Below are 16,382 nucleotides of genomic sequence, written 5' to 3'. Positions count from 1 at the left end.
GTTTTTCCAATGCGGCCTACCAGCGACCGTCGCTCTGGGGGGTACAAAGCAGGGTGAGCGACGGGCCAGCCGAGAGTGAGACGGAGACGTCGGGGTCGACCTCACGGAGCGCGCGGTCGTCGACCCGAAGTGAGACCACGCCCTCGTCGCGTTCGACCGAGAGCACGAGTTCGTCGTCCGCGACGACCCAGTGGTTCGACTGGATGGCGAACGGCGCGATGGGGACGACGACGGCGGTCCCGGTTCCGGGTTCGAGTGCCGGGCCGCCGGCGGCCTTCGCGTAGCCACGACTCCCCGTGGGGGTCGCCACGACGACGCCGTCGGCGCGGAACTGCGAGACGAGGTGGTCCCGGGACCGGACGGCGTACTCGGAGATGCGGGCGGGTTCTGCGGTCACGAGTGTGACGTCGAACAGGGCGACGGCGCTGTCTCCGTCGACGTCCACGTCGAAACAGCGACGGGGCTCGGTGCTGGCTTCGCCTGCGACCGCGTTCGCGATGGCGTCGGCGAGCGAGCCGGCGGGGACCGACCTGACGCCCGGCCCGGCATCGATAGGAAGGACGGGGGCGTCGACGCCCGCACGGACGAGGTCCAGCACCGCCGACTCGCCGACGGCGACGACGAACGTCGGCGACTGGTCTGTGAGCGTGGCCGGGTCGCCACGGAGGAGCGTCGCGTCGGTGTCGGCGATGGCTGCTTCGACCTGGGCGACGCGCTCTGTGTCCGACTCACCTGCGATACCGACCGCCGGCGACTGCTCTTCGTTGCCCGCCACGCTGTCCATACGTCGTACTCGCATCCGCGCCGACAAAAAAGGCTCCACTCCGCCGCCGCGTTCCACCCTGTCGCCGTGGTGTTACTCCTGCTCGTCGTACGGCCAGTCGCCAGTGATGCGCATCCCCTCCGCGAGGTCCTCGTCTTCGAGCGCGGTGGCGATGTCGTCGGGGTCGCGGTGCGCGACGGTGAACTCGTCGCTGGCGAGGTGGACCGCGAGCTCGCCGAGGAGGATGGCCTGTTCGCGCAGGTCTCGCTTCTCGAGTTTGTCGAGGGTGTCGGCGTGGGTGTGTCCCCACCCACGACCCGTGCCGCTGGTCTCCCCGTAAGCGTGGTAGCCCGGGACGCCCCACTGGGTGAACGGCCAGTGGTCGCTGTGGGGGCCCTGCTTCGGGACGGCCTTGAGCGGATGGTCGAGCCGGTCCGCGACGGTGTCGAGCGCCTCACCCAGTTCCGGGAACCCGTGGGTGTAGAACGCGAGGTCGCGCGCCTGGACGACCCCGTCGTTGTTGAGAATGGCTTTGACGGACTCGAAGTCGGTCTGGTCCGCCTCGTACTCGGAGCCGACGAGACCGACCTCCTCCGCACCGAAGCAGACGAATCGCACGCGCGTGTCGAGTTCGTCTTCGCGGTCGGCGAGCAATCGCGCGAGTTCGACGACCATCGCCGTCCCAGCGCCGTTGTCCATGGCACCCGTGGAGATGTCGTGGGCGTCGACGTGGCTCGTGACCAGAACCTCTTCGTCAGTGTCCGGGCCGAGTTCGGCGTGGACGTTCTGGCTCGTCGCATCGGCGGTGGTGGCCTCGACCGAGACTGTCACCTCGTCGCCGTCGTACTTCCGGGCGAGCTGTGCGCCCGTCTCCGCCGAAACCCCGACGGCCGGAACTTCTCCGATGGGGTCCGCCTGGGTGCCGACGGAGCCGGTCGGTGGGAGGCACCCCTCGACGTGGTTGCGGTAGATAAAGGCGGCCGCACCGGCCTCGACCGCGTGGTAGTACTTCTCTCGTCGGTGGATGTAGCGGTCGTAGTGGTCGGGGATGTCCGAGCGGACCATCACGACCTTGCCCGCACAGTCGGCCTCCGCGAAGTCGTCCGGCAGGCCGTACCCGAGGTCGAGCAGGTCACCGCTCGCCGTCTCGCCCGGGCTCCGGGGGAGGGCGATGCACTCGTGCTGTTTCGAGAACGTCTCGTCGGCGGCCTCGATGGCGCTGGTGCCACGCGCCCACCCCTGGATGTCGAACTCGTCCAGGTGCGCGTCTCGTGCGCCGGCCGCCTCGAGCGCATCTCGAGTCGCTTCGGCGGCAGTTCGCTCGCCCGGAGAGCCGGCCATCCGGTTCCCGACGTCGACGAGGGCTTCGAGGTGGTCCCATCCCGTATCACTGGTGAAGGTCCGGCCGATCCAGTCAGTCATGTTCTCGCGTCTGCCCCCGTCGCGCGTAAGGATTGCGACTCCGGCACATGGCTAACGATTTTTCATTTGGAAGTACCACACCAACAGCTTTCTCGACGCTTCGTTTTTGGGTTTATATACCTCGTCTATTATTCCACGCCATATCTTGGGTGGGGCGATGTTTTATTACCTATTGGCCCAATCATCCGATAGACCCTCAGGTGGTTCTAATGTCAAGTGAGGCCCAAAATCTCGTTCGTGTTATGTCTCCGGGCGGCTCTGCCGTCGGTGACCGCCAGCTCTCGGAACAAGAGGCGAAGTCCCTCTACGAGACAATGGTACTCGCCCGGACATTCGACGAGAAAGCCATCAGCCTTCACCGGCAGGGGCGTATCGGAACCTACGCCCCCATGCGCGGCCAGGAAGCCGCACAGGTCGGCGCGGCCGCTGCCCTCGCAGACGACGACTACCTGTTCCCGACGTATCGGGACCACGCGATGTACGTCCAGCGGGGCATCGGCCTGCGCGAAGTCCTCTTGCACCTGCTCGGCGACGGCCAGTACATCGACCGCGAGGACCCCGAGGACCTCACCACGTTCCCCATCACCATCCCCATCGCGACCCAGTTGCCCCACGCGACGGGTGTCGGGATGGCCGCCCAGTTGAAAGGCGACGACGTCGCCTCCCTCGTCTCTTTCGGCGACGGTGCGACCTCGGAAGGCGACTTCCACGAAGGGCTGAACTTCGCCGGCGTGTTCAACGCGCCGACGGTGTTCTTCTGCCAGAACAACGGCTACGCCATCTCGGTCCCGCGCGAGCGCCAGACCGCCAGCGCCACCATCGCCCAGAAGGCACAGGCGTACGGCTTCGAGGGCGTCCGCGTCGACGGGAACGACGTGTTCGCCGTCCACGAGGTCGTCTCCGAGGCGCTGGAGAAGGCCAAGAACGGCGGCGGCCCGACGCTCATCGAGGCCGTCACCTACCGCCGTGGCGCCCACACCACGACCGACGACCCCTCGAAGTACCGCGACGAGGACGACGCCGCCGACTGGCTCCAGGAGGACCCCCTCGACCGCTCGCGGACCTACCTCGAAGAGGAGTTCGGCTGGTCCGAGGAGGACGAGGAAGCCGTCCACCAGTGGGCGACGGAGGAGGTCGCCGCTGCGGTGACGGCCGCCGAAGAACACACCGGCTTCGAACCCGAGGAGATGTTCGAGCACGCGTACGCGGAGATGCCCGACAGGCTCCGCCACCAGCGTCGTCAGCTGGTCGACGAACCGCGTGTCGACCACTGACCACTGACGCCACCGACAGGACCAGTACGACCCTGCTACAGTAATCCTTCTTTTCGCATCGCCGTGATGACGTCGTCGACGAGTTCGTCGACCGACTCGTACGGGAACGACTGGTACTCCCCAAGCCTGACGGCGAGTTCCATGGCCGTATACCGTTCGTCACCGACCTCGAACCGCGTCTGGGGTCCGCCGGGTATCGCGGGTACGAGGTCGAACGGGTCGGCGACCGGGTACGAGGCCGACTCCAGTGCTGCCGTGAGCTGGGCACGGAGGTCGCGTTCGGCCTCAGCCTCGTCCATACCTGCGGGTCGGGCGCGGGTGCGGAAAAACGTTCCCCGCCGGTGGTGCGTCGGGTCGTCTACCGGGGGTGGTCAGTTGCGGCGTGGACTCACTCCTCGGTGAACTCTTCTAGCAGCGTCTCGAGACTGTAGCTCTGGAGTCCACGCGGGTCGTCCCAGAGCGTGTCGATGACGTACGTCGAGTTCGTCCGCTGGACCTCCGGGACCTCTTCGAAGTCGCGGATGATGCGCCCGACCATGTCGCTGTCGCGCAGGCGGGCGATGGCGATGAAGTCCGTCTCGCCCATCGTCGAGAACACCTGTGTGACCCCTTCGATTTCGCGCAACTGGTCGGAAACGACCTCGTGGGGGCCGCTGTAGTCGGCCAGCACCTCGATGATGACGGTGACACTCAGGCCGAAGGCCTCCTTGTCGATGTCGTAGAGGTCGTTCTCGACGATGCCAGCTTCCTTGAGGTTGTTCAGCCGGTAGTGTATCGTCGACACTGGAATACCCGTCTCGTCGTGCAGTCGCTCGGGACTCCCCGTCCCCAGCTCGGCGATCGTCTTGAGCAAGCGCACGTCGCGTTCATCCATCGAATCGGGGTCGACGTGCCACGGTAATGAACGTTCGCCACATACTATTTCGAATGAGGTTCAATAAGAAGAGTATTTTTCAAATAAATCTACAGGCTTTCTGGACAGCACTGTTTGAGAACCCAAAATCTGCCCACTAGTTACGTAAGTCTTTAATATCTACCGTCGGCCACAGTTGCAGATACGAACATGATTCACGCGAACCTTTGGAGACGAGTTTCAGATACGAGCGGAATGTTCCTCATTCTGGCCATCCTCTGGGGTACCTCCTTCGTGGCTATCGAGGTCGGTTTGCACCACTTCCCACCCCTCCTCTTCGCCGCGCTCAGGTACGACGTGGCCGGACTCATCGTCCTCGGCTACGCGCTGTACTCGACCGACCGCTGGCGACCCCGCCAGCGGGACGAGTGGCTCCAGACCGGCGTGACCGCGCTCTTCGTCTTCGCGGCCTACCACGCGCTGCTCTACATCGGCGAACAGCACATCTCCGGCGCGGTCGCGGCCGTCGTCATCAGTCTCTCACCCATCCTCACGGCCGGGTTCGGTAGCGTCCTCAAGGTCGACGACCCCCTCCAGCCGCTCGGAGCCGTCGGGTTCCTGTTCGGCATCGCGGGTGTCGTGGTCGTCGTCCAGCCCGAACCGGGGACCGCCCTTTCGAGCAGCCTCGTCGGTATCCTCCTCGTGTTCATCGCCGGGACCAGTTTCGCGCTCGGAAGCGTCCTGACGCGACCGCTGGACTCCGGGCTCCCGGTCCAGACCATGGAGGGCTGGTCGATGTTGCTCGGGGCTGGGCTCCTCCACGTCGTGAGCCTGGCTCGCGGTGAGTCAGTCGCCGCCATCGAGTGGACCGGCACTGCGATGCTCTCGCTGTCGTACCTCGCACTGGTCTCGGGTGTCGTCGCGTTCTTGCTCTACTTCGAACTCCTCGACCGCCTCGGCCCGACCGAGATCAACCTCGTCGGCTACCTCGAACCCGTCGTCGCCACCGTCGTGACCTGGCTGGTGTTCGGGGACCTGGTCGACAGTACGACGTTGCTCGGCTTCGTCGTCATCTTCGCGGGGTTCGCGCTCATCAAGCGCCACGCGCTCTCCGGGTTCGTCCGCAAGCGGTTGCCGACCGACTACTGACCGACCGGAAGTGGTACGCTATCGGAAATCGCCGACGGTTCCCTAATCTGCTGTAGCAGGCCCGAACGGACCGGATTCGGCCCGTTTTTACGTGTGCGGTTCGCCAGTGTCTGCCATGGCTTCCTTCGACTTCGACTACGAACTGCTCGTCGAACTCACGGAAACACACGGCGCACCCGGGTACGAGGACACCGTCCGCGACATCGTCCGTCGCGAACTCGAACCGGAAGTCGACACCATCGAGAGCGACGGGATGGGCAACGTCGTCGGGACCATCGAGGGTGACAGCGACTACAGCGTCCTCGTCGCCGCCCACATGGACGAGATCGGCTTCATGGTCCGCCACGTGGATAAGAACGGCTTCGTCACCATCGATGCCCTCGGCGGCTGGGACCCCCAGATTCTCCGCGCCGAACGGGTGAACATCCGTACCGACGACGGCGACCTTCCCGGCGTCATCGGTTCGGTCCCGCCCCACACCGGTGGCGAGGACGACGACGAGGAGCGAACGGTCCACGACGTGAAGGTCGACCTCGGCCTGCCCGCAGACGAGGTCGAGGAGGCGGTATCCGTCGGCGACCTCGTCACGATGTCCCAGCACACCGAGGTCCTCGGCGACTGCATCTCCGGGAAGTCCATCGACAACCGCGTCTCCGTCTTCATCATGCTCGAACTCGCCCGCCGCATCGACGACCCCGACGTGACCGTCCACTTCGCCGCGACCGTCCAGGAGGAGGTCGGGCTCCGCGGGGCAGAGGCACTCGGCGTCGACGTCGACCCGGACCTCGCCCTCGCGCTCGACACGACGGTCGCCAACGACATCACGGGCTTCGAGAAGTGGGACCACGTCACCCGACTCGGCGAGGGCGCCGGCATCAAGCTCAAGGACTCCTCGGTCATCACGAACCCGAAGGTCCACCGCCGGCTCCGCGCCGTCGCCGAAGCCGAAAACATCGCCCACCAGTTCGAGGTGCTCCCCTCGGGCGGAACCGACACCGGTGGCCTCCAGTACTCCCACGGGGCGCTCCCGGTCGGCGCCGTCTCCATCCCGACGCGCTACCTCCACACGCCGACAGAGGTCGCCCACGCGGACGACGTCGCCGCCTGTATCGACCTGACCGCCGCCTTCCTCGAGAGCGAGGACGGCGAACACGACTACACGCTGTGAGCCGTATCGAAGATTTCACTACAACCGACTCCAAAGCGGTCAGTATGAGCCGCGATACAGAGGACGCGCCCGTCTCTCGCCGGCAGTTTCTGAAGGGCGCTGCAGGGGCAGCAGCCGTCGCAGCCACGGCTGACACGGCCAGTGCACAGGAGACCAAGACGGTGACCGTCGGTCCGGGCGGAAACTACGTCTACACCCCCGGTACCGAGGACCCACTCTACGTTGCCGTGGGCGGCACCGTCGAGTTCGTCTGGGAGTCCGACAACCACAACGTGAACCCGACGAGCGTCCCAGAGGGCGCGTCGTGGGAGGGCCACAAGCCCATCGAGAACTCCGGGTTCTCGTTCACGTCGACGTTCGACACCACGGGCACCTACGAGTACCAGTGTGACCCCCACGCCGGCCTCGGCATGAAAGGCACCATCGTCGTCAACGAGACCGGTCAGGCCCCCTCCAGCGGCGGCGGCGGTGGCCCGACGCTCCCGGACTCGGCCAAGGCCATCGGCGTGGCGACCCTCGGCGCGATGCTGTCGGTGCTGTCGCTCGCCTTCGTCTTCCTCAAGTACGGAGGCGACTACGAGACGCCCGAATAATCGAGAACGGTACCTTTTCGACGGCGGGTCCTGAACCCGCGCCTAATGTACATCATCATCGTCGGTGCGGGCAACATCGGGACGCCCCTCATCGAGATCGCGACCCGTGACGAGAACGAGGTCGTGGTCATCGAACAGGACCAGTCGAAGGCTGACGCGGCCGCCCGGCAGTTCGACTGCCTCGTCATCAACGCGGACGCGACTGTCGCCGAGACGCTCGACGAGGCCGGTATCGAGCGCGCCGACGCCATCATCTCGACGACCGACCAGGACGCGACCAACATCATGGTCTCGTTGCTCGCCAAAGAGCGCGAGGTGCCGGCGGTCGTCAGCGTCGTCCACAACCCCGAGCACATGAACCTCTTCGAGCGTGTCGGGGTGACGACGATGGAGAACCCACAGCGACTCATCTCCGAGTATCTCTACCGGGCGGTCAAACGGCCGTCCATCAAGGACTACATGAAAGTCGGCGACACCGCCGAAGTGTTCGAGATAACCGTCGACGAACAGGCACCTATCGCGGGGTACACCCTCGAAGAGGCGAACAGCGAGGGTGTACTGGACCACGGTATCCTCATCGTCGCCATCGAACGGAACGGCAATGGCGACCCGATCACGCCGCGAGGTGAGACCGTCGTCCAGCCCGGAGACCTGCTTACCGTCTACGCACAGCACGGTGCAACGCCCGACGTGACCGATATCTTCGGCCACTACGAGGACCACGACCTCGAGTAGATGGCCCGCACCAGAACCTTCGCGGGCGTCCCGGCAGACCTCGCTATCATCCTTCGCGACGTGGGGACGCTGTTGCTGATGCAGGCGGGACTGATGGGGCTCACCGTAGGCGTCGCCCTCGTCTTCGGCGAGTTCTACCCGGCCCTCGGTTTCCTCGCCGCCGCCGGCATCACGGCACTCGTCGGTGGACTGAGCCGTCGAGTGTTCGCTGAGGCCCCCGACCCGATGATGAAACACGGGATGGTCATCGCCGCAGGTGGGTGGTTCGCGACGGCCGTCTTCGGCGCAGTCGCGTTCTTCCTCGTGGCGTGGGTGACCCCGGAGACAGTGATGAACGGGTACGTCCCCACAGGGACCGACACGGGCGACTGGCCCGTGGTGACCGCGGGTGGACTCGCGACGAAGTCCAGTCTCGGATACTTCCGAAACCCGCTCCACGCACTGTTCGAGTCCATGAGCGGCTGGACGGGCAGCGGGCTCACGATGGCCATCCACGAGCCGTCGCTCCCGCGGTCGGTGCAGTGGTGGCGGTCTCTCATCCAGTACGTCGGCGGGGTGGGCGTCATCGTCCTCACCGTCTCCATCCTCTCCCGGCCCGGGAGTGGGAGTTACGCGCTGTACCGTTCGGAAGCGCGCGAAGAGAAGATTCACCCGAGCGTCGTCTCGACGGTCAGGACCGTCTGGAAGATCTTCGTCGGGTACACCCTGCTCTCGGTCGCCGCGCTGTTTCTCACCATCTGGCTGGCCGAAGGCTACCCGGTGGGTGAGGCGTTCTGGCAGGCACTCAACCACGCGATGACCGGGCTCTCGACTGGTGGGTTCTCCGTGACGGACAATTCGATGGAGTCGTACAACTCCCCGCTCATCGAGTCCGTCCTCCTGCCGGTGATGACGCTCGGTGCCATCGCGTTCCCGATCCACTACGCCATTCTCTCGGAGGGGCGCTGGCGCGAACTTGTCGAGGACCTCCAGACGCGCTGGTTGTTCCTGTTGCTCGGCGGTGGCATCGTCGTCCTCGCCGCACAGAACGTCTTCGTCGGGCTCGCGTCGGCGGGCTACGGCGCGACGGTCCCGTCACCACTTCCGACGCTCTCGACCGCCCAGTTCGACGCCATCCGGGACGGGACGTTCCAGTGGGTGAGCGCGCTCTCCTGTACCGGCTTCCAGTCCTCGCCAATCGGGCGGTGGTCCGACGGTGGAAAGCTCCTGCTCGCGGGTGCGATGACGATGGGCGGAGCTGCCGGGTCGACCGTCGGTGGTATCAAGATAATCCGCGGCTACACCGTCTCGAAGGGTATCCAGTGGCAGTTCTCGCGGGTGTTCCTGCCAGCGAACGCGGTCGTCAACGTCTCTATCGGCGACCGGACGCTCGGTCGCGAGGAGATGGACCGCGAGTTCTCGGAAGCAGCCATCGTCAGCATGCTCTGGATAATCCTGTTGCTCGCGACGAGTCTGGTGCTGGTGAACGTCGCCGGCCCGGAGTTCACCTACGCGGATTCGCTGTTCGAGGTCGCGAGTGCGCAGGGCAACGTCGGCCTCTCGACCGGCATCACTGGCCCGGACATGCCGGTGGTCGCGGAGACGATGTTCCTGCTGAACATGTGGGTCGGACGACTGGAGATAATTCCCGTGCTGGTGTTCTTCCGGTCGGCGCTCAAGGGACTGAACCCGTGACCTGCGGACTGTTCGTCGAGTAGGGCGAACAGGCGGTACCGGGTCGAATCCGTCCGCCGCGGTACCACACACCCGCGAGACGGCGGACGGCCTCTCTCAGGAGATACCGGTGGTGGTTCGTCATCGACTAAAAGAGGGCGGTCGGGTCGTGACGGGTCGCTCAGTCGTCGGCGTACAGCAGGACGCGACCACACTCCGTACAGAGTTTCGCGGTGGTCGTCTGCCAGTCCCCCATCCCGAGGAACCGGCCGTCCTCGTCGGTCACGGGCCTGACGACCAGTTCGGTCGTCCCCGTCCCTGCGGTGGCCTCTACGAGCTCGCCACGACAATCCGGGCACTGTGTTGGCGGCATCGTCTTTGCCTCGGACGGGGGTGCTATTGAAACTTCGCCAGAGAGCGAATCGACGTGGTGACTCGGGGGACGAGAATCGAAAAGGGACGAGTCGCTGACGAGGAGGCTGCCCAGGTTCAGGCGAAGGTCTTGGAGACGTCCGGGTCGTCTTCCTCTTCTGCCTGAATCTTCTCCCACGCGGCGTTGAAGTCCTCCATCGTGATGACGCGGCGGTCGTCACGGATGGCGAACATCCCGGCCTCGGTACAGACGGCCTTGACGTCGGCACCGGAGGCGTTCTCGGCGAGTTCGGCGAGTTCCGCGAAGTCGACGTCGTCGGAGACGTTCATGTTGCGGGTGTGAATCTGGAAGATGATCTCACGGCCCTCCGCGTCGGGCTTTGGCACCTCGATGAGGCGGTCGAACCGGCCCGGCCGCAGGATGGCGCGGTCGAGCATGTCGAAGCGGTTCGTCGCCGCGATGATGCGAATCTCGCCGCGGTCTTCGAAGCCGTCCATCTCCGAGAGCAGCTGCATCATCGTGCGCTGGACCTCGGCGTCGCCGGAGGTCTTCGACTCCGTCCGCTTGGAGGCGATGGCGTCTATCTCGTCGATGAAGATGACGGCGGGCTCGTGGTCGCGGGCGACCTGGAACAGGTCGCGGACGAGCTTTGCCCCTTCACCGATGAACTTGTGGACGAGTTCGGAGCCAGCCATCTTGATGAACGTCGCGTCGGTCTGGTTCGCGACGGCCTTCGCGAGCATCGTCTTCCCGGTGCCCGGCGGCCCGTAGAGCAGGACGCCAGACGGCGGGTCGATGCCGACCTCCTCGAAGGCTTCGGGCTTCTCGAGGGGCATCTCGACGGTCTCGCGGACCTCCTGCATCTGTTCTTCGAGGCCACCGATGTCCTCGTAGGTCACCTCGGGGCTCTTCGTGACTTCCATCACGCGAGCGCGCACGTCGGTCTCGTTGCTGAGGGTCTTGACGATAGAGAGGGAGTTGTTGACCGCGACCCGCATATCGGGTTCGAGTTCCTCGCGCATCTCCGCGGTGACTTCGGTGAGCGCCTCCTGGTTGTTGCCGTGTTGCTTGATGATGACGCCCTCGTCCGTGAGTTCCTGGATGGTGGCGACGAACAGCGGCGACTGCTTGAGCTTCTTGTTCTCGTGGGTCAGGCGCTCCAGTTTCTGCTGGTACTTGTTGTTCTCTGCGTTCGCGTCTAAGAGCTTGTCGCGCATCTCGTCGTTCTGGGACTCGAGCACGTCCAAACGCTCCTGGAGCGCTTCGATTTTCTCCTGCTGGGACGCCTCCTCCTCGTCATAGGGAAGGTCGACGTCGTCCACAGTGTCGGTCATCACAGTTGCTTTGGGTTCTGATTCTTAAGAGGCTTCGGGTGAGGCACCGACAGGGGCATGAACCTGTCGGTCACCGCCGCGTCTGGTGATTCTGAAACTGTGTACTGGTGGTACGTACCGAAATAAAATTACTTCTGGGCATAATCATATACAGTAAGTATTATTAGAGAGTATCTGGAAGTGTTGGGTACGATGAGCGCAACCGAACTGGAACAGACCGACCAACCGGTGGGGAGCTGGGACGACGTTCGCGACCTCCCCCCGAGTGCGAAGCTGGTGGCGAAGGTGCTGGAGTACAACGACACGCTGACCCAGAGTCAGCTCGCGGAGGAGACACTGCTCCCGCCGCGGACCGTCCGCTACGCTCTCAACCGGCTCGAAGAAGAGGACGCCGTCCACTCCCGGTTCTCGTTCTCCGACGCCCGCAAGCGACTGTACACCCTGAACATCGAGTAGGCGACACACCTGCCGACGACGTCCCGCGTCGTCGGTCCCGACCGGGACCCACACACGTCTACCCATCACGTGGGACTCCGGTCGCGTCGTCCCATAGCACCCTTTTAGCTCTCCTCCGTTCGACGCCACAGGGAGCGGCTCGCTCGTTCACTTTCACTCCACTCGCGGAACGTCTTTACGGCATCGGGCGATAGTGCCTGCCATGACACGAGTGATACACACTGGGGACACCCACCTCGGGTATCGCCAGTACCACTCCCCCGCTCGTCGGGAGGACTTCCTCGACGCGTTCCGACGGGTCGTGGCAGACGCCATCGACGACGAGGTCGACGCCGTGGTGCACGCCGGTGACCTCTTTCACGACCGTCGCCCCGGCCTGCAGGACCTCCAGGGGACGGTCGCCGCGCTCCGAGACCTCGCCGACGCCGACATCCCCTTCCTCGCGGTCGTCGGGAACCACGAGGGGAAACGGGACGGCCAGTGGCTCGACCTCTTCGCGGACATCGGCCTCGCGACCCGCCTCGGCCGCGAGCCGTACGTTCTCGGTGACACCGCCTTCTACGGGCTCGACTTCGTCCCGCGCTCGCGCCGGGACGACCTCGCGTACGACTTCGACCCCCACGACGCCGAGCACGCGATGCTCGTCACCCACGGCCTGTTCGAACCGTTCGCGCACGCCGACTGGGACACCGAACGCCTCATCGAGGAATCGTCGGTCGATTTCGACGCGCTCCTGCTCGGCGACAACCACGCCCCCGGCGTCGAACAGGTCGACGACACCTGGGTCACCTACTGCGGGTCGACCGAGCGCGTGAGCGCGAGCGAGCGCGACGACCGCGGCTACAACATCGTCACGACCGACGACGAGGTGACTATCACCCGCCGCGGCATCCCCGACAACCGACCGTTCCGGTTCGTCGACGTGGCCCTCGCACCGGGCGAGGGCGTCGAGCGCGTCCGTGAGGCGGTTCGCGAACACGACTGTGAGGACGCTGTCGTCGTCGTCTCCGTCACCGGCGACGGGGACCCCGTCTCGCCCGCGGCCGTCGAGGAGTTCGCCATCGACCGCGGCGCACTCGTGGCCCGCGTCACCGACCGCCGCGAGTTCGAGGAGGACGACAGCGTCGAGGTGTCGTTCGCGGACCCCGACGAGGCGGTCCGCGAACGCGTGCGCGAACTCGGCCTCAGTCAGGCCGCACGTGACGTTGACGAGACCGTCCGGGCGAGCAAGGTCGCCGACTCGAACGTCCGCGACGAGGTGAAAGAGCGCGTGCAAGCACTGGTCGACGAGGCGGACCTCGGAGCGTTCGAGGCGGTCGAGTCGGAAGTGACGGACGCAGACGAGAGGGCCGACGCTGACCAGTCGACCACGGACGACGGGGCACCCACCGGAGCCGACACGACAGCCGTCGAGAACGCCGACCCGGCCGAGGCGACGGTCGTCGCAGACGACGCCGGCCAGGCCTCCATGGAGGACTTCGAATGAAGGTCGAACGCGTCTGCCTCTCGAACTTCAAGTGCTACGGGGACGCCGACCTCACGCTCGACCGAGGCGTCACGGTCGTCCACGGCGTCAACGGCAGCGGGAAGTCGAGCCTGCTCGAAGCCTGCTTTTTCGCTCTCTACGGGTCGAAAGCACTCTCGGGCACGCTGGACGACGTGGTCCGGACCGGTGCCGAGGACGCAGAGGTCGAACTCTGGTTCACCCACGCCGGCTCTGACTATCACATCGAACGTCGCATCCGATACACCACCGAACGGGCCCAGACCGCGAAGTGCATCCTCGAAGCCCCCGAGGGCACCTTCGAAGGCGCACGGGCGGTCCGCCGGAAGGTGACGGAACTGCTCCGGATGGACGCCGACGCGTTCGTCAACTGCGCGTACGTCCGTCAGGGCGAGGTGAACAAACTCATCCACGCCTCGCCGTCGGACCGACAGGACATGATAGACGACCTGCTCCAGTTAGGAAAGCTGGAGGAGTACCGCGAGCGCGCCAGCGAGGCCCGACTCGGCGTCAACGACGTGCTCGACAACGTCCGTGGTCGCTACGAGGGGCTTGAGGACCAGATAGCCGAGAAGGAAGCGAAGGACCTCCACGCCACGTTGAACAGTATCGAGACGGAACTCTCGGAGACGAAAGCGGAGATAGAGAACTTCGAACGGCAGGTCGAGACGGCCAAGCAGACGAAACAGGAAGCCGAGGACCTGCTGGCCGAGTACGAACAGAAGCGAGAGACACTCGCGAGCGTCGAGGACGACATCGAGACGCTGCAGTCGAGCATCGCGGAGACCGAACGCGAGCGCGAGAAGCTCAAGGCGGAGCGCCGGGAGTTACGCGAGACGCTGTCGAGCGCGCGAGAGCGCCGCGACGACCTCGTGGCCGATACCGACCTCGATGGCGACCCGGACACCGGCATCGTCGACGAACGCCTCGCCGAGGTGACCGACGACCTGGACGACCTCAAAGAGCGCGTGAACGACCTCGGAAACGAACTGTCGAACCACCGCGAGCGCGCCGACCGGCTGGAAGGCGAGGCGGACGAACTCGACGCGAAGGCCGCACAGAAACGCGAGCAGGCGACCGAACTCGCCGACGAGATAGAGGCGGACGAGGAGGCCATCGCGGACCGCCGCGAGAAACTCGACAGCCTCGAGGACGAGGTTGCGACGGCGAAGGCCACCTTCGAGGACGCCCCGGTCGACTTCGGTGAAGCCGAGGCCCATCGCGACGGCCTCCGGAGCGAGCGTGAGGACCTGCGCGAGGAGCGAAACGACCTCCAGACGCAGGTCGAGTTACTCCGCAGCCGCATCGAGGAAGCCGAAGACCTGCTGGCGGAGGGCAAGTGTCCCGAGTGTGGTCAGCCCGTCGAGGACTCGCCCCACGTCGACACCATCGAGGAGGACCGCGAGGAACTGGAGACGAAGCAGGCCGAACTCGACTCGGTGACGTCGGACCTCGAGGACCTCGAAGCACGCATCGAGGCAGCGAACGAGCTGGTGGATTCGGAAGACGAGGTCGAACGGCTCCGGGACCAGGTCGACAACATGACGCAGTTACTCGACCAGAAAGCGTCGACGCTCTCGGACAGGCGCGACCGCCGGGACACCCTCCTCGAAGAGGCCGAGGAGCTGGCGACCGACGCCGAGACGAAGCGCGAGACGGCAGAGGCCGAACGCGAAGCGCTGGAGGACAGCCGCGAAGCCCTCGGCGAGGCGAACGCCGAGAAGGCCACGGTCGCCCAGCGCAAGGACACCCTCGAATCCCTCGCGGACACGCTCGACGAGATTGCGGAGGCCGATTCGGAACTCGAACGCCTCGGCGAGAAACGCGACTTGCTCGGCGAGAACAACGACGAGCGGCGACAGCGCCTCGCCGACAAGCGCGAACGCAAGGCCGAACTCGAGGAGGCGGTCGACGACGCACAGGTCGAGAACGCTCGCAGCGAGAAGAAACGCGCCGCAACGTACATCGAGCAGGTCGAGGCGAAGCTGGAAGAACTCGCCGAACGCCGTGACGACCTGCAGGACCGGGCGGGCCGCGTGCGTGGTGAGATTTCGGAACTCGAGGACCTCCGCGAGAAACGCGACGCACTCGGCGAGCGACTCGACGCACTCGAATCGCTGTACGCCGAAGCGCAGGACCTCCAGGAGATGTACAAAGAGCTGCGGGCAGACCTGCGTCAGCGCAACGTCGAGACGCTCGAACGCATGCTCAACGAGACGTTCGACCTGGTGTACCAGAACGACTCGTACTCCCACATCGAACTCTCGGGCGAGTACGAGCTAACGGTGTACCAGAAGGACGGCGAGACGCTCGACCCCGAACAGCTCTCGGGCGGCGAGCGCGCCCTGTTCAACCTCAGCCTGCGGTGTGCCATCTACCGCCTGCTCTCGGAGGGCGTCGAGGGGGCCGCACCGATGCCGCCGCTCATCCTCGACGAACCCACTGTCTTCCTCGACTCCGGCCACGTCACGCAGCTCCTGACGCTGGTCGAGACGATGCGGACGGAGTACGGCGTCGAGCAGATCGTCGTCGTCAGCCACGACGAGGAACTGGTCGGGGCCGCGGACTCGCTGGTCCACGTCGAGAAGAACCCGACGACCAACCGGTCGACGGTCAGCCGCGGGGAGCAACCCCTGGCAGAACTGTACTGACTCGGAAACGCTTCTCAGTCCGTCTCTCGCAGCACCGCGACGCCCGCTCTCGCGAGGTCGGTCGCGTCGTACCCCCGTTCACCGGCGATGGTGGCTTCTTCGGCCAGCCCGGCGGCGCGGAACTCGGTGAGCAGCCCGAGCATGTCGCTCTCACAGAGGTCGTAGCTGGCGAGCAGGTCCCGGACCGCGATGGGACCGCCGTCGACCAGTTCGACCAGCAGGCCCAGCGAGCGGTCGTCGTGGGTCGCCGTGAGGATGCGACGGACCGCCGGGGGGACGGCACTCGCCGCGGTCTCCAGTGGGGTTTCCCCATCGACGGACTCCAGCCGGTCGTTTTCGACGTACCGTTCCTCGCCGGTCGCGGGGTCGCGCACGAGGCTGGCGTCGCTCGACCGTTTCACGAGCAGGTAGCGGTCGCCCGAATCGTCGCGCACGGTTCGCATTGGTCAGGATT

The 16,382-nt window shown here is 65.5% G+C and carries 16 protein-coding genes; 9 read left to right on the top strand and 7 right to left on the bottom strand.

The genetic code is table 11. The features are described from left to right. Positions 1-16 precede the first annotated feature (16 nt). Both ACSC1R_RS11435 and ACSC1R_RS11430 read right to left on the bottom strand, forming a co-directional pair. Complete coding sequence (locus tag ACSC1R_RS11435) at positions 17-784, bottom strand: ATP-NAD kinase (protein WP_439025872.1); 768 nt, start codon at positions 782-784, stop codon at positions 17-19. A gap of 72 nt (positions 785-856) precedes the next feature. Next, complete coding sequence (locus ACSC1R_RS11430; protein WP_439025871.1) at positions 857-2,185, bottom strand: M28 family peptidase; 1,329 nt, start codon at positions 2,183-2,185, stop codon at positions 857-859. Positions 2,186-2,427: 242 nt separating this feature from the next. Between ACSC1R_RS11430 and pdhA the strand changes: the two genes are divergently transcribed. Further along, positions 2,428-3,459 carry a pyruvate dehydrogenase (acetyl-transferring) E1 component subunit alpha gene (gene pdhA / locus ACSC1R_RS11425; RefSeq protein ID WP_439025870.1) on the top strand — a complete coding sequence of 344 codons (1,032 nt, stop codon included), beginning with the start codon at positions 2,428-2,430 and terminating at the stop codon, positions 3,457-3,459. Positions 3,460-3,494: 35 nt separating this feature from the next. Here the strand turns inward: pdhA and ACSC1R_RS11420 are convergent, their stop codons facing one another. Both ACSC1R_RS11420 and ACSC1R_RS11415 read right to left on the bottom strand, forming a co-directional pair. After that, a complete protein-coding gene (locus ACSC1R_RS11420) occupies positions 3,495-3,758 on the bottom strand; it encodes an MTH865 family protein (RefSeq protein ID WP_439025869.1) in 264 nt (87 codons plus the stop codon). 89 nt (positions 3,759-3,847) lie between these two features. Continuing rightward, positions 3,848-4,333 (bottom strand): Lrp/AsnC family transcriptional regulator, encoded by a 486-nt coding sequence (locus ACSC1R_RS11415; RefSeq protein WP_439025868.1) that lies wholly within the window; start codon positions 4,331-4,333, stop codon positions 3,848-3,850. A gap of 234 nt (positions 4,334-4,567) precedes the next feature. Here ACSC1R_RS11415 and ACSC1R_RS11410 point away from each other — a divergent pair, with 234 nt between their 5' ends. The 5 genes from ACSC1R_RS11410 to ACSC1R_RS11390 all read left to right on the top strand — a co-directional run bounded on the left by ACSC1R_RS11410 (position 4,568) and on the right by ACSC1R_RS11390 (position 9,631). Continuing rightward, complete coding sequence (locus ACSC1R_RS11410) at positions 4,568-5,461, top strand: DMT family transporter (protein ID WP_439025867.1); 894 nt, start codon at positions 4,568-4,570, stop codon at positions 5,459-5,461. A gap of 115 nt (positions 5,462-5,576) precedes the next feature. Next, positions 5,577-6,629 carry a M42 family metallopeptidase gene (locus tag ACSC1R_RS11405; RefSeq protein WP_439025866.1) on the top strand — a complete coding sequence of 351 codons (1,053 nt, stop codon included), beginning with the start codon at positions 5,577-5,579 and terminating at the stop codon, positions 6,627-6,629. Between the two features lie 44 nt (positions 6,630-6,673). Continuing rightward, complete coding sequence (locus ACSC1R_RS11400) at positions 6,674-7,222, top strand: plastocyanin/azurin family copper-binding protein (protein ID WP_439025865.1); 549 nt, start codon at positions 6,674-6,676, stop codon at positions 7,220-7,222. A gap of 45 nt (positions 7,223-7,267) precedes the next feature. Next, complete coding sequence (locus ACSC1R_RS11395; RefSeq protein WP_439025864.1) at positions 7,268-7,957, top strand: potassium channel family protein; 690 nt, start codon at positions 7,268-7,270, stop codon at positions 7,955-7,957. After that, positions 7,958-9,631, top strand: a complete 1,674-nt coding sequence (locus ACSC1R_RS11390; RefSeq protein ID WP_439025863.1) for a potassium transporter TrkG — start codon at positions 7,958-7,960, stop codon at positions 9,629-9,631. It begins immediately after the preceding gene. A gap of 160 nt (positions 9,632-9,791) precedes the next feature. Here ACSC1R_RS11390 and ACSC1R_RS11385 read toward each other — a convergent pair whose 3' ends face one another. Beyond that, on the bottom strand, positions 9,792-9,983 hold the full coding sequence (locus ACSC1R_RS11385) for a hypothetical protein (RefSeq protein ID WP_439025862.1): 192 nt from the start codon (positions 9,981-9,983) through the stop codon (positions 9,792-9,794). Positions 9,984-10,099: 116 nt separating this feature from the next. Next, the gene (pan1, locus tag ACSC1R_RS11380; RefSeq protein WP_439025861.1) at positions 10,100-11,317 is read right to left on the bottom strand and encodes a proteasome-activating nucleotidase Pan1; all 1,218 of its coding nucleotides are present in this window, start codon (positions 11,315-11,317) and stop codon (positions 10,100-10,102) included. Positions 11,318-11,509: 192 nt separating this feature from the next. On the opposite strand from pan1, the gene ACSC1R_RS11375 reads away from it, so the two are divergent. The 3 genes from ACSC1R_RS11375 (at position 11,510) to rad50 (ending at position 15,928) form a co-directional block, all read left to right on the top strand. After that, positions 11,510-11,773, top strand: a complete 264-nt coding sequence (locus tag ACSC1R_RS11375) for a MarR family transcriptional regulator (RefSeq protein WP_439025860.1) — start codon at positions 11,510-11,512, stop codon at positions 11,771-11,773. Positions 11,774-11,975: 202 nt separating this feature from the next. After that, positions 11,976-13,259, top strand: a complete 1,284-nt coding sequence (gene mre11 / locus ACSC1R_RS11370) for a DNA double-strand break repair protein Mre11 (protein WP_439025859.1) — start codon at positions 11,976-11,978, stop codon at positions 13,257-13,259. Next, complete coding sequence (gene rad50 / locus ACSC1R_RS11365) at positions 13,256-15,928, top strand: DNA double-strand break repair ATPase Rad50 (RefSeq protein WP_439025858.1); 2,673 nt, start codon at positions 13,256-13,258, stop codon at positions 15,926-15,928. Before mre11 ends, rad50 begins: the two co-directional genes overlap by 4 nt. 14 nt (positions 15,929-15,942) lie before the next feature. On the opposite strand, the gene ACSC1R_RS11360 is transcribed toward rad50, so the two are convergent. Further along, positions 15,943-16,371 (bottom strand): DUF7346 family protein, encoded by a 429-nt coding sequence (locus ACSC1R_RS11360; RefSeq protein WP_439025857.1) that lies wholly within the window; start codon positions 16,369-16,371, stop codon positions 15,943-15,945. Between the last annotated feature and the right edge of the window lie 11 nt (positions 16,372-16,382).

This window comes from Haloarchaeobius ordinarius, from assembly GCF_051801355.1.
Classification (GTDB): domain Archaea; phylum Halobacteriota; class Halobacteria; order Halobacteriales; family Natrialbaceae; genus Haloarchaeobius.
Note: the sequence above shows the minus strand (reverse complement) of the source record. Positions and strands in the feature narration are given on the sequence as shown.